Annotated in this window: 22 protein-coding genes; 3 read left to right on the forward strand and 19 right to left on the reverse strand. The window is 65.8% G+C overall.

Going from position 1 to position 24,025, the window contains the following annotated elements; translation table 11 throughout:
• Positions 1-362: 362 nt before the first annotated feature.
• From VL52_RS19920 to VL52_RS19965, 10 genes are all read right to left on the reverse strand, one after another.
• The gene (locus tag VL52_RS19920; protein WP_046158684.1) at positions 363-1,211 is read right to left on the reverse strand and encodes an HDOD domain-containing protein; all 849 of its coding nucleotides are present in this window, start codon (positions 1,209-1,211) and stop codon (positions 363-365) included.
• 297 nt (positions 1,212-1,508) lie between these two features.
• Positions 1,509-3,470, reverse strand: coding sequence for an acetoacetate--CoA ligase (locus VL52_RS19925; protein WP_046158685.1), 1,962 nt, complete (start codon positions 3,468-3,470; stop codon positions 1,509-1,511).
• Between the two features lie 64 nt (positions 3,471-3,534).
• Complete coding sequence (locus VL52_RS19930) at positions 3,535-4,428, reverse strand: hydroxymethylglutaryl-CoA lyase (protein WP_046158686.1); 894 nt, start codon at positions 4,426-4,428, stop codon at positions 3,535-3,537.
• A gap of 9 nt (positions 4,429-4,437) precedes the next feature.
• Entirely contained in the window at positions 4,438-4,947 is a 510-nt protein-coding gene (locus tag VL52_RS19935) for a GyrI-like domain-containing protein (protein ID WP_046158687.1), read from the reverse strand.
• Between the two features lie 10 nt (positions 4,948-4,957).
• Positions 4,958-5,440: a tetratricopeptide repeat protein gene (locus VL52_RS19940; protein ID WP_046158688.1), complete on the reverse strand. Its 483-nt coding sequence runs from the start codon at positions 5,438-5,440 to the stop codon at positions 4,958-4,960.
• Between the two features lie 34 nt (positions 5,441-5,474).
• Positions 5,475-7,430: an acetyl/propionyl/methylcrotonyl-CoA carboxylase subunit alpha gene (locus VL52_RS19945; RefSeq protein WP_046158689.1), complete on the reverse strand. Its 1,956-nt coding sequence runs from the start codon at positions 7,428-7,430 to the stop codon at positions 5,475-5,477.
• A gap of 13 nt (positions 7,431-7,443) precedes the next feature.
• A complete protein-coding gene (locus VL52_RS19950; protein ID WP_046158690.1) occupies positions 7,444-8,232 on the reverse strand; it encodes an enoyl-CoA hydratase/isomerase family protein in 789 nt (262 codons plus the stop codon).
• 10 nt (positions 8,233-8,242) lie between these two features.
• Entirely contained in the window at positions 8,243-9,841 is a 1,599-nt protein-coding gene (locus VL52_RS19955) for a carboxyl transferase domain-containing protein (protein WP_046158691.1), read from the reverse strand.
• Between the two features lie 13 nt (positions 9,842-9,854).
• The gene (locus tag VL52_RS19960) at positions 9,855-10,199 is read right to left on the reverse strand and encodes a nuclear transport factor 2 family protein (RefSeq protein ID WP_046158692.1); all 345 of its coding nucleotides are present in this window, start codon (positions 10,197-10,199) and stop codon (positions 9,855-9,857) included.
• Between the two features lie 139 nt (positions 10,200-10,338).
• Positions 10,339-11,508 (reverse strand): isovaleryl-CoA dehydrogenase, encoded by a 1,170-nt coding sequence (locus VL52_RS19965; RefSeq protein ID WP_046158693.1) that lies wholly within the window; start codon positions 11,506-11,508, stop codon positions 10,339-10,341.
• A gap of 211 nt (positions 11,509-11,719) precedes the next feature.
• Between VL52_RS19965 and VL52_RS19970 the strand changes: the two genes are divergently transcribed.
• Positions 11,720-12,166, forward strand: coding sequence for a YaiI/YqxD family protein (locus VL52_RS19970; RefSeq protein WP_046158694.1), 447 nt, complete (start codon positions 11,720-11,722; stop codon positions 12,164-12,166).
• A gap of 510 nt (positions 12,167-12,676) precedes the next feature.
• Here VL52_RS19970 and VL52_RS19975 read toward each other — a convergent pair.
• The 5 genes from VL52_RS19975 to VL52_RS19990 form a co-directional block, all read right to left on the reverse strand.
• Positions 12,677-13,900, reverse strand: coding sequence for an L-lactate MFS transporter (locus VL52_RS19975; RefSeq protein ID WP_046158695.1), 1,224 nt, complete (start codon positions 13,898-13,900; stop codon positions 12,677-12,679).
• Positions 13,901-14,079: 179 nt separating this feature from the next.
• Positions 14,080-14,364 (reverse strand): hypothetical protein, encoded by a 285-nt coding sequence (locus tag VL52_RS24810; protein WP_144410345.1) that lies wholly within the window; start codon positions 14,362-14,364, stop codon positions 14,080-14,082.
• Between the two features lie 99 nt (positions 14,365-14,463).
• On the reverse strand, positions 14,464-15,216 hold the full coding sequence (locus VL52_RS19980) for a LytR/AlgR family response regulator transcription factor (RefSeq protein WP_046158696.1): 753 nt from the start codon (positions 15,214-15,216) through the stop codon (positions 14,464-14,466).
• Complete coding sequence (locus VL52_RS19985; RefSeq protein ID WP_046158697.1) at positions 15,210-16,883, reverse strand: sensor histidine kinase; 1,674 nt, start codon at positions 16,881-16,883, stop codon at positions 15,210-15,212. Before VL52_RS19985 ends, VL52_RS19980 begins: the two co-directional genes overlap by 7 nt.
• Positions 16,884-17,030: 147 nt before the next feature.
• A complete protein-coding gene (locus VL52_RS19990) occupies positions 17,031-17,573 on the reverse strand; it encodes a carboxymuconolactone decarboxylase family protein (RefSeq protein WP_046158698.1) in 543 nt (180 codons plus the stop codon).
• Positions 17,574-17,690: 117 nt separating this feature from the next.
• Here VL52_RS19990 and VL52_RS19995 point away from each other — a divergent pair, with 117 nt between their 5' ends.
• A complete protein-coding gene (locus VL52_RS19995; RefSeq protein WP_046158699.1) occupies positions 17,691-18,590 on the forward strand; it encodes a LysR family transcriptional regulator in 900 nt (299 codons plus the stop codon).
• Here the strand turns inward: VL52_RS19995 and VL52_RS20000 are convergent.
• The 3 genes from VL52_RS20000 to VL52_RS20010 all read right to left on the reverse strand — a co-directional run bounded on the left by VL52_RS20000 (position 18,580) and on the right by VL52_RS20010 (position 21,826).
• Positions 18,580-20,568, reverse strand: coding sequence for a 2Fe-2S iron-sulfur cluster-binding protein (locus tag VL52_RS20000; protein ID WP_046158700.1), 1,989 nt, complete (start codon positions 20,566-20,568; stop codon positions 18,580-18,582). The genes VL52_RS19995 and VL52_RS20000 overlap by 11 nt on opposite strands.
• A 16-nt stretch (positions 20,569-20,584) precedes the next feature.
• Positions 20,585-21,199, reverse strand: a complete 615-nt coding sequence (locus VL52_RS20005) for a glutathione S-transferase family protein (protein ID WP_046158701.1) — start codon at positions 21,197-21,199, stop codon at positions 20,585-20,587.
• A 114-nt stretch (positions 21,200-21,313) separates the two neighbouring features.
• Positions 21,314-21,826 (reverse strand): MarR family winged helix-turn-helix transcriptional regulator, encoded by a 513-nt coding sequence (locus VL52_RS20010; RefSeq protein WP_046158702.1) that lies wholly within the window; start codon positions 21,824-21,826, stop codon positions 21,314-21,316.
• A gap of 112 nt (positions 21,827-21,938) precedes the next feature.
• On the opposite strand from VL52_RS20010, the gene VL52_RS20015 reads away from it, so the two are divergent.
• On the forward strand, positions 21,939-22,826 hold the full coding sequence (locus VL52_RS20015; RefSeq protein WP_046158703.1) for an EamA family transporter: 888 nt from the start codon (positions 21,939-21,941) through the stop codon (positions 22,824-22,826).
• Between the two features lie 3 nt (positions 22,827-22,829).
• On the opposite strand, the gene VL52_RS20020 is transcribed toward VL52_RS20015, so the two are convergent.
• Positions 22,830-24,025: aldehyde dehydrogenase family protein (locus VL52_RS20020; protein WP_046158704.1), on the reverse strand; the 1,196-nt coding region annotated here is incomplete at its 5' end.

Consider the following 24,025-nt stretch of genomic DNA (forward strand, 5'->3'; position numbering starts at 1 on the left):
CGGTGTCGCTGGCGATGGCAAGGGTGATATGGCGGTTGGCTTGGGAAAAGGAGGAGGCGAAGGAGGCGAGCAGGGCGGTTATATCCATGGCAGTTCCATGAGTGCGCCTCTGACGTCGGGCGCTTGTCGGGCTGTAACAGAATGGGAAGACTGCAGGATAGCCCTTTTACAGATGAGGGAGTGAATAAGGGCTGCTGTACTTTTGGGCAGGTTTAATTTGTTTTATTCTGCGTTTTCGGACAGTAATTGTAGGTGGATCATGCCCACCAAGAAGCAGTGTTCATGAACTGGACTCGGCGTGTCGTTCCAAACGTCAACCGCATCTCGCCTCGATTCGAGCGGGGTGCAGACGGGCGGCTTCTTCATTCCCCTTGCAGGCCAGCGAGAATATGAGCCTTTTGCTCATCGGAAACCGGCAGGGCCGAGATCAGTTTTTCCTTGGCGACGCCTGGTATGTGCTGAGAGATATTGTCGATGTCGAAAGGCAGGGCCGGGTTGTCCGGATCCTGGATCAGGTGGCGGGCGCAGTCGATGGCGATTTGCGCGATATGGGTGCGTGGCCGGTCGACGCCCCGGATCAGCTGGCTGATCATCTGCGGCAACTGCCAGATGTCGGCCAGCGCCAGCGTCAATTGCCGGAAGGTGAAGCCGGCGGTGTTCAACTGGGCCAGGCCGGTTCGGTTGGCGCGCCCGGATTCGAATTCCGCGATGGCCGCGGTCGGCAATTCCGGCGCGAAATGCCAAAGCAGCAAATCTCCGGTTTCGGAAAGCAGCGTGGCCAGCGAGATTTCCTCGGGCGAGGTGTCGGAACGGAGATTCGACCACGCCCGCGCGATGCTGGACGCCATGACGGCGGTGGAAACCGCCGCTTTCCAGCCGGGGTGATCCACCTTCACCACCGGGCTTCTGGAAATCAGCGAATACAATTCATCGCTGCCCAACTGAAGTATGGTGGCCAATTGGGTGGTGGTTTCCTTGCCCAGCCGCCTGGAGCGGTGCCGCTCGGCCTCTATCAGCAATTTGACGGCCAGATAGGGATCGTCGTGAACCATGTCCACCAGTTCCCGCGGCGAAAATTCAGGCGCCTCTTTCCCCTGGGATTTCAGCGACTGGAAAATATCCCGCGTTGCCGATAGAACGGGAATGTCCTTGTCTTTCAGGTAGGTCGCCCATTGTTCAGTACTCCAGCCTTGCTGGTGCCGGCTCAACATTTTTCCGCTCCGAAAATCGTTGCGCTTCGCGTTATAGCGTGATCGGTGGATACCGTCTGTATTTGTGGCATCCATCGCGGCTAGCCAAGCGCTTTTGCCTTCTATTCATGATAATTCAGTTCCAGGCATCCAGCGCTTGAAAACATCCTGATATTGCCCCCGCCTTGCGCATTTGGCGGATTTTGGAGTGAAGCTGTCGCGTTGGAGGGGTTTTGGCCGGGCCGCTGCCGATGGCTCGGCCAAAACAAAAACGAGGGCGGCGGCCCTCGTTTGCTGAATCGCGCGCGCGGAGGCAGTTTATTCGCCCAGTTCGCTCAGATTCTCGAACAGCTTCAGCGCTTCCGGATTGGCCAGCGCGCTGACATTGCTGACCGGACGGCCGTGGATCACGTTCTTCACCGCCAGTTCGACGATCTTGCCGCTGACGGTGCGGGGGATGTCGGCCACGGCGACGATGCGGGCGGGTACGTGGCGGGGGCTGGCGCCGTTCTTGATCTGGGCCTTGATGCGGCTGGCCAGGTCTTCGTCAAGCTGCACGCCTTCGCGCAGCTTGACGAACAGCACCACGCGCTCGTCGTCCTGCCAGGCCTGGCCGACGGCCAGGCTTTCCAGTACTTCCGGGAACACTTCCACCTGGCGGTAGATCTCGGCGGTGCCGATGCGCACGCCGCCGGGGTTGAGCACCGCGTCGGAGCGGCCGTAGATGATCACGCCGTCGTGCTGGGTGACTTCGGCGTAGTCGCCGTGGCACCAGATGTTGGGGAAGCGGCCGAAGTAGGCCTGGCGGTATTTCTCGCCGTCCGGGTCGTTCCAGAAGCCTATCGGCATCGACGGGAACGGCTTCAGGCAGACCAGTTCGCCCTTTTCTCGATACAGCGGGCGGCCCAGCTCGTCGTAGATGTCCACCGCCATGCCCAGGCCGCGGCATTGCAGCTCGCCGCGGTAGACCGGCAGTGTCGGCGCGCCCAGTGCGAAGCAGGAGACGATGTCGGTGCCGCCGGAGATGGAGGCCAGGTTGAGGTCGGACTTGATGTTCTCGTACACCCAGTCGTAGCTTTCCGCCACCAGCGGCGAGCCGGTGGAGAACAGGCTGCGCAGCTTGGGCAGCTGCCAGTCGCGGGCGGGAACGAGAGGCGTCTTCTTCAGGCTGTCGATGTACTTGGCGGAGGTGCCGAAGTGGGTGAAGCCGTGTTCGGCGGCGTAGTCCCACAGCGCGCGGCCGTCATCGGCGAACGGCGAGCCGTCGTACAGCATCAGCGCCGCGCCGGAGGCGAGGCCGCTCACCAGCCAGTTCCACATCATCCAGCCGCAGGTGGTGAAGTAAAACAGGTGGTCGCCCTGATGGACGTCGGCGTGCAGCTGGTGTTCCTTCAGGTGCTGCAGCAGCGTGCCGCCGGCGCCGTGGACGATGCATTTGGGCTTGCCGGTGGTGCCGCTGGAATACAGGATGTACAACGGGTGGTTGAACGGCAGGCGCAGGTATTCCACCGGGCGGGCGTCGAAGCCGGCGAGGAAGGCGTCCAGCGTCTGCGCGCGCGGCACGGCGGCGGCGAAGTCCGCGCCGTCGCCCAGGTAGGGCACCACCACGAAGCGCTCCACGCTGGGCAGCTTTTCCGCCAGGTGGATCATCTTGGCGCGGATGTCCACCGCCTTGCCGTTGTACCAGTAGCCATCCGGGCAGAACAGGATCCTGGGCTCGGTCTGGCCGAAGCGGTCCAGCGCGCCGTCGGTGCCGAAGTCTGGCGAGCCGCTGGTCCATACCGCGCCCAGGCTGCTGGCGGCCAGCATCGCCGCCAGCGCGGCCGGCATATTGGGCATGAACCCGGCGACGCGGTCGCCCGGCTGGATGCCGCTGGCGCGCATCGCCTGCTGCAGGCGGGAGACCAGCTGGTTCAGCTCGCGCCAGGACAGCTTCTGTTCGACCTTGTCCTCGCCGCGGAACACTACGGCCAACGTGTCGTCGTCGCGGCGCAGCAGGTTTTCCGCGAAGTTGAGCCGGGATTCGGGAAAGAAGCGGGCGGCCAGCATGTCGTCGCCGTTTTCCAGCGCGACCGAGCCCTTGTCGCCGATCACGCCGCAGTAATCCCATACCAGCGACCAGAAGCGGCCCGGGTCTTCGACGCTGGCGCGCCACAGGCGGTGGTAGTCGGGCAGCTCCTTGCCCCAGACGGTTTCGGCCAGGCGGGCGAAGGCGGTGAGATGGCAGCCGGACAGCCGCTCGGCGGAGGGCGTCCAGATCGGGGTAACGCGTGCTTGCATGGTTTCTCCTGTGGCGGCCCGCCTGTTTGTTTTGCTTTGGGGGAGCGGACCCGCCGGTATGGTTTCAGCCCTGGCGGCCGAGCGCGTGCGCCAGCTTGGAGGCGGGGGGCTTGCCCAGCGCGTCGGCGATGAACCAGGCGACATCCACCAGTTTAGTGAGATCGATGCCGGTGTGGTAGCCCTCGCCCGCCAGCAGGTAGGCCACGTCTTCGGTGGCGACGTTGCCGGACGCGCCGCGCGCGTATGGGCAGCCGCCCAATCCCGCCACCGAGGCGTCGAACACGCGCAGGCCGATGTCCAGCGCGGCGCGGATGTTGGCGACGGCCATGCCGTAGGTGTCGTGGAAATGGCCGGCCAGCTGCTTGGCCGGCACGGCGTCCAGCACCGCGTCCAGCATCTCGCGCACCGAGGCCGGGGTGCCCACGCCTATGGTGTCGCCCAGCGAGATTTCGTAGCAGCCCAGGTCGGCCAGCGCTCGGGATACCTCGGCCACTTTTTGCGGCGCGATCCGTCCCTCGTACGGGCAGCCGACCACGCAGGACACGTAGCCGCGCACCCTGACGCCGGCGTCCAGCGCGCGACGGGCCACGCTTTCGAAACGCTGCAGGCTTTCGGCGATGCTGGCGTTGATGTTCTTCTGGCTGAAGCTTTCGCTGGCGGCGCCGAAGACGGCGATTTCGCGCGCGCCGGCAGCCAGCGCCGCGTCCAGTCCCTTGTCGTTGGGCACCAGCACCGGGTAGGCGATGGGGCCGGACGTGTCCAGCGCGGCCAACACTTCGGCGCTGCCGGCCATCTGCGGCACCCACTTGGGCGACACGAAGGCGCCGGCCTCGATCGCGGACAGGCCGGTTTCGGCCAGGCGGCGGATCAGTTCCAGCTTGATCTCGGCGCTCAGCGGCTGTTTCTCGTTCTGCAGCCCGTCGCGCGGACCCACTTCCACTAGCTTGACGCTTTGCATGGCTTTCCTTCAGCGCTTGGGCTGGATGGGGATGTAGATGTCCATCTGCAGGGTGTCCCGGCCGGGGGAGCAGCGTCCGTCGTAGCGTTCGAAGGATTCGCCAGGCGCGTGTTCCCATTTGGCGGACGCGGGCAGCCAGGTCTGGTAGATGTGCTGCCAGGTTGCGACGATGGCTTCGCCGAAACTGGCCGGGTCGGTCGCCGGCGGCGTGGTGAACACCGCGTACTTGGCCGGCGCCACGCTTCGACGCTCGCTGTCCGGCGGCGGCGCGCCGTCCGCCGGGCATTCCATCGCGATCAGGTAGCGGAAGCCGCCGGTTTGCGGATTGAAGTCGCAGGTGACGCCGTATTCCGGGGCGTGCGGTTTGCCCAGCGCTTCCAGCAGCGGCTGGCGCAGCCGTTCGGCGTAATCGTTCCAGAAGGCGGGAATCTGGCGCAGGTTGTCGCCGTTTTCCAGCCGGGTGGGGATGCTGTAGCCGGCCAGCGACAGGCCAGGATGATTGATGATGACGGGGTCCATGTCGGTCTCGTTACCAGGTGCGGTCAAGGTCTTCCGCGTAGAAGCGGATGGCGCGGCGGTAGGCGCGGATGCCGTGGTCGGCGCTGCCGTCGGCCAGCAGCGCCAGCAGGCTTTGCGTGGCTTCCTTGTGTTGGCCGCGGTTGTACAGCGTCATCGCCAGGAAGGCGCGCAGCGCGTGGTGTTCCGGGAACAGCCGCAAGCCTTCCCGCAGCGCGGTTTCGGCTTGGTCGAAGCGGCCCAGCGCGCGATGGCTGCTGCCCAGGCCCAGCCAGGCCTCGGCCGCGGTATCGCCGCTCAGCCCCAGCTCCAGCGCCTGCTGGTAATGGGGGATGGCTTCCTCTTCCAGGCCCAGGCTGTCGTGAATGCAGGCGGCGAGGTAATGCAGGTCGGCATGCTGGGGCTGGTGCCGCAACAGCTCCAGCGCCTGGCTGCGCGCGGCCTCGTATTCGCCGCGCTGGCGCAGTTGCTGGATGTTTTCCAGGGCGATATGCATGGCCTTGCCTTATGAAGTCAGGAAAATGATTTTGTCATTCTGCGGCAAAATCGACCAACTCGTCACCATCGTTAACCTGTTCGCCTGCCGCGAAGTAAAAGTCCTGCACCACGCCGTCGCCCGGCGCGGTGATGGTGTGCTCCATCTTCATCGCTTCCAGGATCAGCAGCGGAGAACCCTTGGCGACTTTCGCGCCGATTTCGGCCAGCAGCGCCACCACCCGGCCAGGCATCGGCGCTTTCAGATGGGTTTCGCCATGCACGCCCAGCTCGGTGTAGGCATAGGGATCGATGAAATCGACGCTCAACCGCTCGCTGTTTTCGAACAGCGCGCGCCGCGCGCCGTGGCGGACGATGACGGCCTTGACGCGAAGGCCGTCGAGCACCGCTTCCAGCTGGTTGCCGGCAAGGCTGGCGCGGGCGTGGAAGCTTTCCGTACCGACGCGGACGACGCAGCCGTCATCCTGGTATTGGAGTTCCACGCCGTAGTCTTCATCGTGGCTCTCGAAGGCGAAGCGGCGCGTCAGCCGCCCGTTCAGCCGCCAGCCGGCGGGAGCCGGGTAGGGCGCCTGATTCGCCAGCGCTTCGGCCAGCGCCAGCAAGGCCAGTTGTCTGGCGGTGGGCGCGGCGGGTTCTGGCAGCAATTCATCGTGATGGCGGGCGATCAGGCCGGTATCGACCTGGCCGCTGGAGAAGCTGGGATGATTCACGATGCGGCGCAGGAAAGACACATTGCTGGACAGGCCGACTATCCGGTACTGCGCCAGCGCGGCATCCATCTGCCTGAGCGCGGCTTCGCGGGTCTCGCCCCAGACGATCAGCTTGGCGATCATCGGATCGTAGAACGGCGAGATGGCGTCGCCCTGCTCGACGCCGGTGTCGATGCGCACGCAGGCGGATTCGGCCGGCGTCGCCAGATGCGTGAGCGTGCCGGTGGACGGCAGGAAGCCTTTGTCCGGATCCTCGGCGTAGATGCGCGCCTCGATCGCGTGGCCGCGGATGGCGAGCTGTTCTTGCTTCAGCGGCAGTTCACCGCCGGCGGCGACAGCAAGCTGCCAGGCCACCAGGTCTTGGCCGGTGATCATCTCGGTCACCGGGTGTTCCACCTGCAACCGGGTGTTCATCTCCATGAAGTAGAACTTGCCCGTGTCCACGTCCATGATGAACTCGACGGTGCCGGCGCCGACATAGCCCACCGCGCGCGCGGCGGCCACCGCCGCCTGGCCCATCGCTTCGCGGGTGGCCTGCGGCAGGTGCGGGGCCGGGGCCTCTTCCAGCACTTTCTGGTGGCGGCGCTGCACCGAGCAGTCGCGCTCGAACAGGTAGACGCAGCCGCCCAGCTTGTCGGCGAACACTTGGATTTCAACGTGGCGCGGCTTGGTCAGGTATTTCTCCACCAGCACCTTGTCGTCGCCGAAGCTGGCGCGCGCCTCGCGCTGGCAGGAGGCGAGGGCGGCGGCGAAGTCTTCGCTCTTTTCCACGATGCGCATGCCCTTGCCGCCGCCGCCGGCGCTGGCTTTGATCAGCACCGGGTAGCCGATGGCGTCGGCCTGCTTTTGCAGCTTCGCTGGATCTTGGTCGTCGCCGTGATAGCCGGGCACCAGCGGCACGCCGGCCTTCTCCATCAGCGCCTTGGCGGCGGATTTGCTGCCCATCGCGGCGATGGCCGAGGCCGGCGGGCCGATGAAGGCGATGCCGGCGGCCTCGCAGGCGGCGGCGAAGTCTTCGTTCTCGGACAGGAAGCCGTAGCCGGGATGCACAGCCTGGGCGCCGCTCTGCCTGGCGATGGCCAGGATCAGGTCGGCGCGCAGATAGGATTCGGCGGCCGGCGCCGGGCCGAGGCGATAGGCCTCGTCGGCCAGCTTGACGAAGCGGGCGTCGGCGTCGGCGTCGGAGTAGACGGCGACAGTGGCGATGCCGAGGGCGCGGGCGGTCTTGATGACGCGGCAGGCTATCTCACCCCTGTTGGCGATCAGAATCTTGTTGAACATGGCGTTATCCTTGTTATTCCTGCCATTTCGGCGCGCGTTTCTCGAAGAACGAAGCCAGCCCCTCGCGCGCTTCCTCGCCGGCGCGGATGGAAGCGATGCGGCCGGCGGTGTGCTCCAGCAGTTGGTCGTCCCACGGCGAGCCTTCGCGCAGTTCGGCCAGCAGCAGCTTGGCCTCGCGCAGCGCGCCTGGCGCGCCCTTGGCCAGCTCTTCGGCGATTTCGGCCACCCGCTCGTCCAGCAACTCTTCGCTGACTAGCTCGTGGATCAGGCCCAGCTTCAGCGCGGTGCCGGCGGTGATACGCTCGGCGGACAGGAAGTAGCGCCGGGCCTGGCGCGGACCGATGGCGTCGGCGACATAGGGGCCGATGGTGGCGGGGACCAGGCCCAGCCTCACCTCGGTCAGCGCGAACTTGGCGGCGTCGGTGGCGATTGCGATGTCGCAGACGGCGGCCAGGCCGGTGCCGCCGGCCATCGCCGCGCCGTGGATGCGGGCGATCACCGGCTTGGCGCTGCGGTAGACGCCTTTCAGCATGGCCGCCAGCTTTTGCGCGTCGGCGAGGTTTTCGGCTTCGCTGTAGCCGGCGGCGCGGCGCATCCAGTCCAGGTCCGCGCCGGCGCAGAAGCTCTTGCCGCGGCCGGCCAGCACGATGACGCGCACGTCCTGCTTGCGGTTCAACTGGCGCATCGCCTCGGTCAGCTCGGCGATCAGCACCTCGTTCAGCGCGTTGTGCAGATCCGGCCGGTTCAGCCAGACGGTGGCCACCTTGCCCTGTTGCTCGATTTGCAGCGTGGTGTAGCTCATCATCCGCTCCTTACATCCGGAACACGCCGAAGCGCGTGGCTTCGACCGGGGCCGACAGCGAGGCCTCCAGCGCCAGCGCCAGCGCGTCGCGGGTCTGGGCCGGGTCGATCACGCCGTCGTCCCACAAGCGGGCGCTGGCGTAGTAGGGGTGGCCCTGTTCCTCGTACTGCTGGCGCACCGGGGCTTTCAGAGCCTCTTCCTGCTCAGGCGTGAAGGCGTCGCCCAGCTGTTCCTTCTTCACCTGGGCCAGCACGCCGGCGGCCTGTTCGCCGCCCATCACCGAGATGCGGCTGTTCGGCCACATCCACAGGAAGCGGGGCGAGTAGGCGCGGCCGCACATGCCGTAGTTGCCGGCGCCGAAGCTGCCGCCTATCAGCACGGTGAACTTGGGCACTTTGGCGCAGGCCACCGCTGTCACCAGCTTGGCGCCGTCCTTGGCGATGCCGCCGTTCTCATACTTCTTGCCCACCATGAAGCCGGTGATGTTCTGCAGGAAGATCAATGGAATGCCGCGCTGGCAGCACAATTCGACGAAGTGCGCGCCCTTCAGCGCGGATTCGGAAAACAAAATGCCGTTGTTGGCCAGGATGCCGACGCGGTAACCATTCAAACGGGCAAAGCCCGTGATTAATGTGGTCCCGTAGTTCTGCTTGAATTCGTCGAAGTCCGAATCGTCCACCATCCGGGCGATGATCTCGCGCACGTCGAACGGCTTTTTCGGATCGGCCGGGATCACGCCGTAGATTTCCTCCGCCGCGTAGCGCGGCGGCTTGGGCTCGGCGCGGTCCAGTTCGCCCTGTTTTTTCCAGTTCAGGTCCGACACGATGCGGCGGGCGATGGACAGCGCGTGGGCATCGTTCTGGGCCAGGTGGTCGGCGACGCCTGAGATTTTCGCGTGCACATTGCCGCCGCCCAGTTCCTCGGCGCTGACCACCTCGCCGGTGGCGGCCTTAACCAGCGGCGGGCCGCCTAGGAAGATGGTGCCCTGTTCCTTGACGATGACGGTTTCGTCGCTCATCGCCGGCACGTAGGCGCCGCCGGCGGTGCAACTGCCCATCACCACGGCGATTTGCGGAATGCCGGCCGCGGACAGATTGGCCTGGTTGTAGAAGATGCGGCCGAAGTGCTCCTTGTCCGGAAACACCTCGTCCTGCAGCGGCAGGAAGGCGCCGCCGGAGTCCACCAAGTAGACGCAGGGCAAGCGGTTGTCGCGGGCGATTTCCTGCGCGCGCAAATGCTTCTTCACCGTCATCGGATAATAGGTGCCGCCCTTGACGGTGGCGTCGTTGGCGATGATCAGGCAGTCGACGCCGGAAATGCGGCCGATGCCGGCTATCATGCCCGCGCCGGGGGCGTCGTCGCCGTACATGCCGTAGGCGGCGAGCTGGGACAATTCCAGGAATGGCGCGCCGGGATCGAGCAGCAGGTCGATGCGCTCGCGCGGCAGCAGTTTGCCGCGCGCGGTGTGCTTGGCACGGGCTTTCTCGCCGCCGCCCAAGGCCGCTTGGGCGACTTTCTGTTTCAGATCATCTACCAGCGCGCGCATCTTGTCGGCGTTGGCGACGAAGTCCGCGGCGCGCGGCGACAGCTTGGATTCGAGGATGGGCATGTGGTTTACCTTGTCATTCGGCGTCGACGAACCAGACGGCGGCGATCAGGCTGTCGGCGTTGACGTCGTAGATGGCGACGGCGCGCATGTGGTTCTCGCTGTCCAGCGTCACGTCCTCGTGGTCGATGACGCGGCTGCCCTGCACGATGCGGTGCAGCAGCGCGGCGTGCAGCTTGGGCAGGTTGAAGCGCTTGCTGGCGTAGTGGTCGGCCAGCGCGGCGCGGCCGGAGAGGCTCAGCGTCATGGCCGGTAGGCGGTAGACCTTGACGTCCTCGGCGTAGCAGGCGGCGAAGGCCTCAAGATTGCGGGCGTTGTAGGCGTCCAGCTGGGCCTGGACGATGCGTTCAGCGGCGGTCATGTTCGGGTTTCCTGAGCGTTGCCGGAAAATAGTGGAGAGCGGCAGGAGAAAAGGCCTGAGGCAAGGCGCGCAGCCGCAGACAGTACATCTGGTACGGCAAGGCTGCGCAACGCGGCATCAGGCATTTTATCCGCCGTTCTCAGCGGGTTTCGGCCATCAGTTCGCGGCCGATCAGCCAGCGGCGGATCTCGCTGGTGCCGGCGCCGATCTCGTACAGCTTGGCGTCGCGCAGCAGGCGGCCGGTCGCGTATTCGTTGATGTAGCCGTTGCCGCCCAGGCACTGGATGGCGTCCAGCGCCAGCTGGGTGGCGTTCTCGGCCGCGTACAGGATGGCGCCGGCGGCGTCCTTGCGGGTCTGGCGGCCGGTCTCGCCGCGGTCCAGCGCCTGGCCCACGGCGTAGACATAGGCGCGGCTGGCGGACAGCTTGACGTACATGTCGGCCAGCTTGCCCTGCATCAGCTGGAAATCGCCTATCGGCTGGCCGAATTGGGTGCGGTCGTTCAGGTAGGGCACCACGATGTCCAGGCTGGCCTGCATGATGCCCAAGGGGCCGGCGGCCAGCACCGAGCGCTCGTAATCGAGGCCGCTCATCAGCACTTTCACGCCATTGCCTTCGCCGCCCAGCACGTTCTCGTCGGGCACGAAACAGTTGTCGAAGAAGATCGGGTAGGTGTTGGAGCCGCGCATGCCCAGCTTGTCCAGCTTGCTGCCGTGGCTGAAGCCGGCAAAGCTCTTCTCGATGATGAAGGCGGTGATGCCCTTGGGGCCGGCGTTGACGTCGGTCTTGGCGTACACCACCAGCGTGTCGGCGTCGCCGCCGTTGGTGATCCACATCTTGCTGCCATTGAGCAGGTAGCCGCCGTCGGTCTTGTCGGCCTTCAGCTTCATGCTGACCACGTCGGAGCCAGCGTTGGGCTCGGACATCGCCAGCGCGCCGACGTGTTCGCCGGAGATCAGCTTGGGCAGGTATTTCGCGCGCTGCGCGTCGTTGCCGTTCTTGTAGATCTGGTTGACGCACAGATTGGAGTGAGCGCCGTAGGACAGGCCCACCGAGGCGCTGGTGCGGCTGATTTCTTCCATCGCGATCATGTGGGCGAGGTAGCCCATGTCCACGCCGCCGTACTGCTCGCTGACGGTGATGCCGAGCAAGCCCAGCTCGCCGAATTTGCGCCACAGATCGGCCGGGAACAGATTGTCCTGGTCGATGGAGGCGGCGCGCGGCGCGATTTCGCGCTCGGCGAAGTCGCGCACCGATTCGCGCAGGAGGTCGTAAGTCTCGCCGAAGGCGAAGCGCAGGCTGCTGTACATGGAATTCTCCTCGTTAGGCGTGCGGCGCGGCTGGCGGCGCCTGATGAGCACATCATCACTTACGTTTACGTAAGCGTCAATATGGCGCGATGACAGCGAACTGAGGTGTTGGGCGCTTGTACTCGCAAACGGCGGCTGCAGCGACGCGCTGGATACGGTTGTCGGGATTGACGGGTATCATGGCGGCCTGTTGATAGAGAAAGAAGCCGACATGACGATCTGGGTAGACGCCGACGCCTGTCCCAAGGTGATACGGGAAGTGCTGTTCCGCGCGGCGCAGCGCACCGGCGTGGAGCTGGTGTTGGTCGCCAACCAGCTGCTGACGGTGCCCAAGGCGCCGAACATCCGCGCGCTGCAGGTGCCCAAGGGCTTCGACGTGGCCGACAACGAGATCGCCCGCCGCATCGAGCCGACTGATTTGCTGATCACCGGCGACATCCCACTGGCGTCCGAGGTGCTGGCCAAGGGCGCGCAGGCGCTGAACTGGCGCGGCGACGCTTTCTCCAAGGAGACCATTGCCGCCCAGCTGACGATGCGGGACTTCATGGACAATCTGCGCGCCAGCGGCGTGCAGACCGAAGGACCGCCGCCCTTGAGCCAGGCGGACCGGCAGGCCTTTGCCCGCCAGCTGGACATCTGGCTGGCCAAGAGGCGTTAGCAAGAACCCTGATCCTGCGGTTGCGCCTCCTGGTACGTACTATTTTTACTGCCTGCGTCGGCGCGCCTTGGTTTAGGCTTTTGTCAGCGTCTTATAAGAATCTGTTCACGATCTCTTGTCCGGTTTTTAGGCTTAGCTTGCGGGAAACCGCGTATCCGATGCGTCTAGGTCCCTTCAAGCCTGCCGTCGGGTGGCAGACCCGAGGGTTTAAGCGTCTGTCTGTTTGAGTCCCGCGACGTTAGCGCGGGACGAGTTCAGCCGCGCCTCGGGTCTGACGGGGCCCGACGGGAAGCCGCAGGCCAGGCTTGCAGGGTGGCTTTTAGGGGTGGAGGGGATATTTGGCCAAGCAAATATCCCCTCCCTGTCCGCCGGGCAGCCCCGGCTATGAAAACGATTATCCGCGTAGCGGATTCAAAACCATAAAGATCGTGAGCAGGTTCTAATTGCCAAGCCCAAGCATGCGAAAGCCCCCGAATCCGGGGGCTTTGTCTTATCTGGAAGGCGTCAAGCTCAGGCCTTGCCCAGATGCGGCTCGGCGTCGAACGCTTCCTTGTTGGCCTGGACCGCGCCCGGCTGACGGATGGTCAGCGAGAACAGCAGGGCGACGATCAGCAGCGCCAGGATCAGGTGGAAGGTGGCGAGGAAGCCGCCGAACAGCGAGGCGACGATGGAGCCGACTATGCTGCCGATGCCGAAGCCCAGGTAAATCACGCCGTAGTTCTTGGTCAGGTTGTTCAGGCCGAAGAAATCGCTGACCAGAGACGGGTAGACGGTGATGGTGCCGCCGAAGCTGAAGGCGATGCAGGCGATGGCGGCGAAGAACAGGCTGGCGTTGAGCGGGGCGAACAGCAGGGTCAGCATGCCGGCCAGCGCGGCGATCTGGGCGATGGTGATGACGCGGATGCGCGGCATCTTGTCGGACAGCACGCCCAGCACCAGGCGGCCGGACAGGTTGGCCACGGCGATCACGGCCACCGCGTTGGCGGCGGTGGCGGCCGACAGGTGGACGAAGCTCTCGCCGATGTCCTTGGCCACGCCGATCACGTACAGGCCGCTCATGCACACGGTCAGGAACATCAGCGCCAGCATCCAGTATTGCGGCTGGCGCATCGCTTCGGCCAGCGTGAAGTCGCGGCTGCCGCCGGTTTGCGCCGCGGCCGGTTGCTGCGGCGCGTCAGTCATCAGCAAGGCGCCGGCCACCACCATGGCCATCGCGATCAGGCCCCACAGCTGGAAGGTGGCTTCCAGGCTGAAGCGCGACAGCAAGGCCAGGTTGATGAACTTGAAGCCCAGGCTGCCCAGGCCGTAAGCGCCGATGGCGCAGGCGGAGATCAGGCCCTTGCGTTCCGGAAACCATTTCACGCAGTTGGACAGCGACATCAGGTAGCCGGCGCCGTCGGCGAAGCCCACCAGCAGGCCGGCGCACAGATACAGCATGATCAGGCTGCCGGCGTGGGAGGTCAGGTAGAAGCCCAGGCCCAGCATCAGGCCGGAAGCGATGGCGACCTTGCGCACGCCGAAGCGCTCCTGCAGCTTGCCGGCCATCGACGACGCCACCGCCAGGGCGAGGCTGAGCAGGCCGAAGGCGAAAGCCACCTGGCTGACCGGCTCGGAGAGCTTGTGCGACAGCTGGGCGTTGAACAGGCTCCAGGTGTAGACGGAACCCAGCGCGAACTGGGTGATGACGGTACCGGCCAGGGTACGGTAGCGGATGGCGTTGCTTGAGGCGTTCATGGCGCTGCTCGCTTAAAGTCATTACTGTTGGCATGACTATAAGCCCACGCTTATGGAGGCGGCGCAGAGCGGGAATGAAATGCAGGCAGGAAGGAATGAAATGCAGGGATGTACGAATGAACGGAGGGGAGGCGAAAGTTTTTGGTTTGAATTATGCTATTCGTGTTTTTGATTGATTTTTATTTTAAATCTTTAAAGTCAATTGTTTTTCTATCTTTATTTTTTACATCCATTTCAACCCAGACTGAATTTTCATTGCTGTCCAACTGCTGTTGCCAGACTCTGCCAGTCTGAGTATCTAATAAATATGTATCGGCCCGGATTAAAGGGCTGAAATAAATTTTATAACGCTCATTTTGAATGATTGTAGTTTTTTCAGTAATCGTAGGAGGTGTGGTAACGCTTTTCTCGCATGCTGATGTGCAAGTTGTTTGAAAAAGTATGGGAAGGAGGTGGTTTTTCATCTTATAGGTAGTCCAGGAGGATGTGGGGCCTTATTGTTTGAGTCAGAGTAGGGGCATTGAGAGTAGATGATGCCGCGAATAACTACAACATAGCTTATTTTACAGGTGCATCAACTGCCTGAAGGCCTTGATATTGCTGCGGCTGACCGGGATTTCCGCCTTCAGGTCGTACAGCTTGATGATGTAGGTGCTGTTCTGCCAGGGCGCGATTTCGCGGATCTTGTGGATGTTGACGCAGAAGGAGCGGTGGCAGCGGAAGAAACTGTCGGCCGGCAGCCGCGACACGAACTCGCTGATGCTCATCGCCATCACGTAGCGGTCGCGCGCGGTGTAGACCAGGGTGACCTTCTCGTCGGCCTCCACGTAATAGATCTCTTCGCAGGGGGTGACGATGATGCTGTCGCCTTTGGCCAGGTTGACTGTGCGGCTGAGGGACGCGCTTTCCGTCGCATGGGGCGCGGCGGGCACGGAGGCGGTCGGAGGGGGCGCGGACTCAAGCGCTTCCAACTTACGCAGCAGGCCGATGATGCGGGCCTCGTTGTATGGCTTGAGGATGTAGTCGAAGGCTTCCACCTCGAAGGCGTCCACCGCGAATTCCTTGTAGGCGGTGACGAAGACGATGCGCGGCGGCCGCGCGGTCTTGTGCAGGTTCTTGGCCAGCAGCAGGCCGTCTATCGACGGGATGTTGATGTCCAGGAACACCACGTCGACATCGCGCTCCTGCAGGAATTTGAACGCCTCCAGCCCGTCTTCGACGCTGGCGGCGATTTCGATGGAGCTGTGTTCCTGGATCAGGTAGGCCAGCTCTTCGCGCGCCAGGTATTCGTCCTCGACGATCAGCGCCTTCAGCATGCGGCGTCCTCCAGCGGCAGTTCGAAACTCACTTCGGTGCCGGGCTCCAGCCGGGCCAGCCGCAAGCCCTCGCCGTACAAGAGCTTGATGCGCTCGTTGACGTTGGACAGGCCTATGCTGCGGCTCTCCACCTTGCCCTCGGCGATGCCGTCCATCACCTCCTGGCTGATGCCGTAGCCGGTGTCGCGCACCGATACCCGGATGCGATCGACCAGCTTCTTCACCGCGATGCGCACCTCGCCAGGCTCCTTGCGCGGCTGGATGCCGTGCAGGATGGCGTTTTCCACCAGGGGCTGCAGCAGCAGGCTGGGCACGCGGGCGTGGACTTCGTCGACATCGAACACGACGGACAGCTTGTCGCCGAAGCGCGCCTGCTCGATGGCCACATAGTCTCGCACCTGTTTCAGCTCCTCCTGGATGTCGATCAGGGTGTCGCCCAGCGACAGGTTGTAGCGCAGATAGTCGGCCAGTTGGGCGATCAGCTGGCGCGCGTCGGCCGGCCGGATGCGGATCAAGGACGAGATCGCGTTCAGCGCGTTGAACAGGAAGTGCGGGTTGATCTTGCTCTGCAGCGCGGCGAACTCGGCCTTGCGCGCCATCTCCTGCAACTGCTTGATCCGCGACGCCTCCATCTGGGTGGAGATCAACTGCGACAGGCCGACGGCCAGTTCGCGCAGCGAGCCGGTGATGCCGCCGCTCTTGCGGAAGAAGATTTTCAGCGTGCCGGTGACGCGGCCGTTTTCGCGCAGCGGAATGATGATCACCGAGTGGAAGTCTGCCACCCGGTATTGGCGCAGGTCGTTCTCGATGATGATCGCATCCTCGCGCACCGCGCGGCGGGTGATCTCGCCGATGGCGGAGTGGTCGGCTGGCTCGTAGTAGTCCTTGCCCAGGCCGACATAGGCCTGTACGTCGCGGGTGTCGGTGATGGCCACCGCGTCGGCGCCGATGTGGTTGCGGATCACGGTGCATACCTCGATCAGCGCGTCGCGGTCCACATTCTGGAAATAGGGCAGGGTGCGGTTGGCGATGGTCAGCGCCAGCTTGGCCTGGCGCGCCGCCAAGAGCTCCTTCTCGTCGTCCAGGTCCTGTACCAGCTTGATGATCAGGCCGATGCAGACGGTGCCGGTGATCATCGGGTAGGCGATGTGGCCGACGATGGCCTGGCCGACCGCCGGCTCGGTGAGCCACAGGATCAGCGCCATGGTCAGGCTTTCGCAGGCGATGCCGGCGGCGATGCCGTACAGCCACAGCCGCTTGCGGCCGGCGCGGAAGTGGATGGCGGTGGCTAGCAGGCCGGCGCAGATGCTGGAGATCAGGCAGGGCAGCGAGGTGTAGCCGTGGATGTCTATCAGGTAGCGGTGCAGGCCGGAGACGATGCCGGCCGGTATGCCCACCCAGGGGCCGAACAATATGCCGCCGGCCAGGATGGCGATGGTGCGGACGTTGACCAGCGAGCCGTCCACCGGAATGCCGGTATAGGTGCTGAACACGGCGAACAGGCAGAACAGCAGCGACACGCCGGCCAGCTCGGCCGGGCTGTGGGCCTGCTGGCGCAGCAGATGCTGGAACGGCCGGACGCGGGTCAGGAAGAACAGCGCCATCAGCATCAGCGCGGCGCGCTCGAACACCGCGAGCAGCAGCATATTGGGATTGTTTTCTATCATCGGGAGTAAAGCCGCGGCGGCGGCCGCGGAAAACGGAACAGTTGACGCCATTTTAAGGCATGGGGACGAATGGAGCAGCTTGGCGGACAATAAAAGACCATGGGCATGGAAGGGCCGGAAGCCCGCAGGCTTCCGGCTGCGGCGGGCTTAGCCGCGAGACTGGACCAGCGGGAAGTCCACCGCGGTGGCGGCGGCGTTGTTGACGTAGTTGGTCAGGATGTTCAGCGCCACCGTCAGCACGATCTCCAGCGTTTCCGCCTCGTCGAAGCCGGCGTCGCGCAGGGTGGCCAGTTCGGCGTCGGCCACGCTGCCGCGCTGTTCCGCCACATTCAGCGCGAAGCGCAGCGCGGCGGCCTGTTTGGCGTCGGCGCTGGCGAAGTCGCGGGCGGCGGCGATTTCATCATCGCCAAGCTTGGCCACATGCTTGGCCAGGTAGCTGTGGGCGGACAGGCAGTAGTCGCAGCCGTTGAATTCGGCCACCGCCAGCGCGATGCGTTCGCGCAGCGCGGCGTCGAGCCTGCCCTTGGCCAACGCGCCGTTCAGCGACAGATAGCCTTCCAGCGCGGCCGGACTGTGGGCCAGCAGCTTCATCAGATTGGGCACCATGCCCAGTTGTTGTTGCACGGCTGCCAACAGCGGCTGGCTGGCGGCGGGGATGTGCTCGGCGGCGGGGATGGTGATGCGGTTCATGGCAAGACTCCTGGGTGGATGCGGAACGTATCCGCGATGGGTGCACTTTGCCAAATTCTTTATTTTGGAAGAATATCTGTTTTATTTAATTGATTGTTCCGTTACGAGGAATAGTGAGTGGACCGTTTCCATTTGATGGGCGTTTTCGTCGCCGTGGCGGAGGAAGAGGGTTTCGCCGGCGCGGCGCGCAGGCTGAAATTGTCGCCGCCGGCGGTGACGCGCGCGGTGGCGGCGCTGGAGGAAAACCTGGGCGTGCGCCTGCTGAACCGCACCACGCGCTACGTCAGGGTGACCGAAGCCGGCGCGCGTTATCTGGACGACGCGCGCCGCATTCTGGCGGCGGTGGCCGAGGCGGAGGATGCGGCGACGGGGGGCAACGCCGAGCCGCGCGGTCTGATCCGGCTGACTGCGCCGGTGCTGTTCGGCCGTTTGTACGTGATGCCGGCGGTGCTGGACTTTTTGCGCCAGCACCCGTTGGTGGAGATGTCGGCGCAGCTGCGCGACAACGTGGTGAATCTGATGGAGGAAGGGCTGGACGCGGCGGTGCGCATCGGCCATCTGCCCGATTCCTCGCTGCGCGCGGTTCGGGTGGGCGAGGTGAGGCGGCTGGTGTGCGCGGCGCCGGATTATCTGGCTCGCCATGGCGCGCCGGCCGCGCCCGAGGATTTACAAGAGCACACGGTGATCGCCTCCACTGCCGCCTCGGCCTCGCTGGAGTGGAAGTTCGGCGCGGGCGGCGAGCGGCGGGTGAGGGTGCGGCCGCGGCTGACGGTCAGCGGCAACGACGTGGCGATAGACGCGGCGCAGGGCGGTTTCGGCCTGATCCGGGCGATGTCCTACCAGGTGGCGGAGGCGCTGGCGGCAGGCAGGCTGGAGCGGGTGCTGACAGCTTACGAGAGCGCGCCGCTGCCGATACACATCGTCCATGCCGAAAGCCGTTACGGCTCGACGCGGATGCGCCGCTTCATCGACTTTCTGGCTGAGCGGCTGCGCGCCGACCCGCGGCTTAGAGATTGATTTCCAGCTTGTCCGCGCCCGCGGCGGGGTAGGCGCAGCACAGTAGGATCTCGCCGGGCCGGGTTGGATAGTCCGGCGGCTGCAGATAGGTGGCCTGGCCGGCAAGCAGCGCGGCGCGGCAACTGCCGCAGGTGCCGCCGCGGCAGCTGAAGTCAGGGTTCAGGCCGCAGGATTCGGCCAGTTCCAGCAGGCTCTGGCCGGGCTGCCATTCGGCATTGACGGCGGACGCGGAAAACCTGACCGGCACCGCGCCGTCGGCCGGCGGCGGCAACGCTTGCGCGGCATGGCCGCTGCGCTGCAGCCCGGCGGGTCCGAAGGCTTCGGCGTGGATGCGGTTGTCTTCCACGCCGGCTGCGGTCAGCTGATCGTACAGCGCCTGCATGAAGCCGGCGGGGCCGCACAGGTAGAAATCGCCGGCCAGATCCGCGCCGGACTGCAGCAGCAGCTTGATGTCGACGCGGCCGGCATGCTGGTAATCCACGCCCAGCCGGCGTCCGGTTTCCGGCTGGCTGGCGGCCGTGACGATGCGCAGCCGGCCGGCGGACCTGGCCCGCAGAGTTGCCAGCTCCGCGTCGAACGCGCGCTCGGCCACGGCGCGGGTGGCGTAGACCAGCAGTGTCGGCGGCATCGCGGCGGGGTTTTCAGACAATTGGTGCAGCATGGCCAGCAACGGGGTGATGCCGATGCCGCCGGCCAGCATGGCGATTGGCCGGTCGGCATGCGCCAGCGTGAAGTCGCCGCGCGGCGGCAGCGCCTCGACGATGTCGCCCGGCGCCAGCTGGTGCAGCCGGGCGGATGCCTTGCCCTGGCGCTTGACGCTGATGCGGTAGCCGCCGGTCCGCGACAGCGTGTAGTTGCGCAGCCGCACGCCGTCCACGCCGGCCACTTTCAGGCTCAGGTGCTGGCCGGGCAGAAACGCCGGAGGCGGGGAGCCGTCGGCTGGCGCCAGGTAGATCGATCTGACCGAATCGCTTTCGTCCTCCACGCGGCTGACCTGGAGCGGCAGCCATTGCCGCTCCGGGGCCTGCTGCGGCCAGGAACCGGTGGCCAGCGTGAACGGCGAGTACTCGCGCAGCGTCCAGCGCAGCGCCAAAGCGTTGCGGCGGCGGACCACGCGCTCGACGCGGAAGGTCCACGCCCGCTCGGCGCCGGCCAATGGGGGCGGCGCTTCCATGTCCGGCACCTCGGCCCGGCCGGCAAGCTGCAGCGTGTCTCCGCTGGAAAAGTCGACGAACAGCAGGCAGGCGCGAGGCTGCAGCAGCAGATTGCCCAGGGTGTTGAAGTAGCCGTTGCCGGCGAAGTCGGGAATGGCCAGCGTGTCGCCGTCCACCTTGACGAAGCCGGGCTTGCCGCCGCGGTGCGACGCGTCGGCCTGCCAGCGGCCGTCTTCGCCGGCCCAGGCGCTGGCGATGAAGAAGGTGTCGGCGGACGAGATGGCGGCGCGCGCGTCGTCGTCCAGCTCGTGCATCCACTCCACCGAGCCCAGGATGCGCGGCCCCGGTTCGCGCGCGAATTCGAATTCGCGCAGCTGAATGTATTTGGGGCAATTGCCGAATGACTGGCCGACGGCGATGGTGAGGCCATCGTCGTCCAGCGCCGTCAGCTCGCCGTTCATCCGGTTGCGGCGGCGGGTGTGCAGCTCGATGCCGAGCACACCCACCGCTGCGCCGGGGCGCAGGCAGTCGCGCAGCGGATCGGCCGGGCTGGGCTGGGCGTTTATCCGCAAGCTGCGCGGATCGGGCGAGCCGGCGAAGCCAGGCCTGCCCTCGACGATGCCCGCCCACGGCCTGCCGGCCTCGTCCACCGCCGCCATCACCATGAAGGGCAGCTGGCGGAAGAAGTCGCGGTGCTGTTCCGGCATATGGTCGCGGATCACGCGCGGACCCGTGGCGGCCATCCTCTGCTGGCTGCCGGCGCGGCGCTGCATTTCCTGTTCGCCGGGATGCCAGGGCGAGGGGGCGGGGCGGGCGTCGGACATCCGTTGTTCCTGTCGTTTAAGCGTTGATGGCTGGCATGGGCAGGAAGCCGGTCAGCGCCTCGACGCGGGTCAGCCAGGCGCGTACATGCGGATATGGCTCCAGCGGGATTTCGCCTTCCGGCGCGCGCGCGGTGTAGGTGTACAGCGCGACGTCGGCGATGGTGGCGGCGTCGCCGGCGAGGAAGGGGCGCTCGGCCAGTTCCTCGTCCATGACCTGGAACAGCGCCTTGGCGCGGCTGGCGGCCAATTCATAGTCCAGCGGCACGCCTCGCCATTTGTGCAGCCGGGCCTGGGCGGCGCCGAAAGCCAGAGGGCCGGCGGCGGCGGACAGCCAGCGCTGCACGCGCGCTTCGCCGAGGGGATCGGCCGGCAGCCAGTCGCCATGGCCGTAGCGGCGCGCCAGGTAGACCAGGATGGCGTTTGAGTCGGGAATCGTTTCGTCGCCGTCGGCCAGCACCGGAATCTGGCCGAAGCGGTTGAGCTTGAGGAAGTCCGGCCGCTTATGTTCGCCTTCGCGCAGATTGACCGGAATGGTTTCGTACTCGAGGTTCAGCAGCGACAGCATCAGCCGGACGCGGTGGCTGTGGCCGGACAGGGCGAAATCGTACAGTTTGAGGGCAGGGCGGGTCATGCGTTTCTCCTAGGGGCGAAAGCGGAATGCAGGCCTTCACTCTGCCTGATGATGACGAAAACATAAACACCCATCGCAGGCAATGGATTATTCCATGATTAGAAATAAACCGGCTCAGCCGCGCGGCGTTTCCAGCGCGGCCAGCAATTCCGCCAGCCGCTTCTCCAGCGCGTCCACGCTGCGGGCCGGCAGCGCGGACAGTATCGCGTGCTCATTGGCGACGTGGCCTTCCAGCGCGCGCTCCAGCAAGGCGAAGCCGTCGCCGCTCAAGCGCACCAGCGTGCTGCGAGCGTCCTGATTGCTGGCTTCGCGCACGATCCAGCCTTTGCTCTCCAGCACCTTCAGCCTGTGGGTCATCGTGCCTGAAGTGACCATCAGCGACGAGAACAATTCAGTCGGCGCCAGCTGGTAAGGCGCGCCGGCGCGGCGCAGCGTGGCCAGCACGTCGAACTCCCAGCCGCTGAGGCCGTATTCGGCGAACACGCCGTCCAGACGTTGCGACAGCAGCGCGGCGCAGCGGCTGAGCCGGCCGATCACGCCCATCGGGCTGACGTCCAGATCCGGGCGCTCGCGCGCCCATTGTTCGAGTATGCGGTCTACCGCGTCGCCGGGAAGAGCATCGCTCATGCCGTCTCCTTGTCTTTATTTCAAGATTTGTTTGCCTTGAATTCGAGATAAATGTTATCTTGAATTCAAGTTAATCATGTTTGAATTATAAGCACAAGCGGAAGGATTGCCCATGTCTGCGGAAAATGAAGCCGGCCACTGGCGCGACGTATTGCTCACTGCGCTCACCCCGGTGATCTGGGGTTCCACCTACATCGTCACCACCCAGCTGCTGCCGCCGGACCGGCCATTCATCGCGGCCTTGCTGCGGGTGCTGCCGGCAGGCCTGCTGCTGGTGTGGATGGGCGGCTGGCGCCCGCGCTCGGCGGAGTGGGGCAGGTTGTTGATTCTGTCGGCGCTCAATATCGGCGCGTTCCAGGCCTTGCTGTTCGTCGCCGCCTACCGGTTGCCGGGCGGCCTGGCGGCGGTGGTGGGCGCTTGCCAGCCTTTGCTGGTGATGGCGCTGGCCTGGCGGCTGGACTGCAGGCGGCCGGCGGCGCTGGCGCTGTGGGCCAGCCTGTCGGGCGTGGCCGGCATGGCGGCGCTGCTGCTGTCGCCGGGTTCTAGCTGGGATGGGCTGGGCATGCTGGCGGCTTTCGGCGGCGCGGTGGCGATGGCCTGTGGCACTTACCTGACCCGGCGCTGGCAGCTGCCGGCTCCGGTGACGGCGCTGACCGGCTGGCAGTTGACTCTGGGCGGGCTGATGCTGCTGCCGTTGGCGCTGGCGGTCGATCCGCCGCTGCCCAGCCTGGGCTGGGCGCAGGTGGCCGGCTACGCCTACCTGGGCTTGTTCGGCGCGCTGCTGGCCTATCTGTTGTGGTTCCGCGGCATCGCGCGGCTGTCGCCGGTGGCGGTGTCGTCGCTGGGCCTGCTCAGTCCGCTGACCGCGGTGATTCTGGGATGGGCGCTGCTGGGACAGGCGCTGTCCGCGCAATCGCTGCTGGGCATGGCGGTGGTGTTGGCCAGCGTGCTGGCGGTGCAGTGGAGCGGCGGCGCGCCCGCGAGAAGCGGGCGCGGCTGACGCTCAGCCCTGGCTCCAGGCGCCGTCCACCCGCCGCCACAGCCGCAGCGGATTGTCGTCGGCCACCTGCGGCGGCAGCAGCGCCGCCGGCAGGTTCTGGTAGCACACCGGTCGCAGAAAGCGGTCCATCGCGGCCAGGCCGACCGAAGTGGCGCGGCTGTCGGAGCCCGCTGGGAACGGTCCGCCATGCACCATGGCCGGCGATGTCTCCACCCAGTTGGGAAACGCGTTGGCCAGCACCCGGCCGGCCCGCGCTTCCAGCAGCGGCAATAACCGGCGCGCCAGCGGCAGGTCGGCGTCGTCCATTTGCAGCGTGGCGGCGAGCTGGCCGTCCAGGCCGGCCATGGCGGACAGCAGCTCGTCCTGATCGCGGCAGGCGACGATCAGCGCGCAGGGGCCGAAAACCTCCTCGGCCAGCTCCGGCCGCGCGGCGAAGCCGGCAGCGTCGATTTCGAACAGCGCCGCCTGCGCCGCGTACGGGCCGCCGCCGGCTTGGCCGGACGCCAGCTCGGCGACGCCCGGAGTGCGGCGCAGTCGGTGCAGCGCGCTCTGGTAGGCGTCGTGGATGACCGGCGTCAGCATGGTGTCCGCCGGCTTGGCCGCCGCCGCGTTTGCCGCTGCGCGGCGGAACCGGTCCAGATCTTCTCCCTCCACCGCCAGCAGCAGCGACGGGCAAGTGCAGAACTGGCCGGCGTTCAGCGTCAGCGCGTCCACCCAGGCCGCGGCCATGGTTTCCGCCCGCGCGGCGAGCGCATGCGGCAGCGCCAGCACCGGATTCAGGCTGCCCATCTCGGCGTACACCGGAATCGGCCGGGGGCGCAGCGCGGCGGCGCGCATCAGGGCTTCGCCGCCGCGGCGCGAGCCGGTGAAGGCCACGGCGGCGATGGCCGGGTGCTCGACCAATTGCCGGCCCAGCGCGTGGCCATCGGCGATCAGCAGCGAAAACACGCCGCCAGGCAGGCCGCAGTCGGCGGCTGCCTGGCGGATGACCCGGCCGGTCAATTCCGAGACCCCGGGATGGGCCGGATGCGCCTTGACCACCACCGGGCAGCCGGCGGCCAGCGCGGAGGCGGTGTCGCCGCCGGCCACCGAGAACGCCAGCGGGAAGTTGCCGGCGCCGAATACCGCCACCGGCCCGATGGGCACGCGGCGGACGCGCAGGTCGGGGCGCGGCGGCAATTTGTCGGGCTGGCCCAATT

Source organism: Chromobacterium vaccinii (assembly GCF_000971335.1).
Classification (GTDB): domain Bacteria; phylum Pseudomonadota; class Gammaproteobacteria; order Burkholderiales; family Chromobacteriaceae; genus Chromobacterium; species Chromobacterium vaccinii.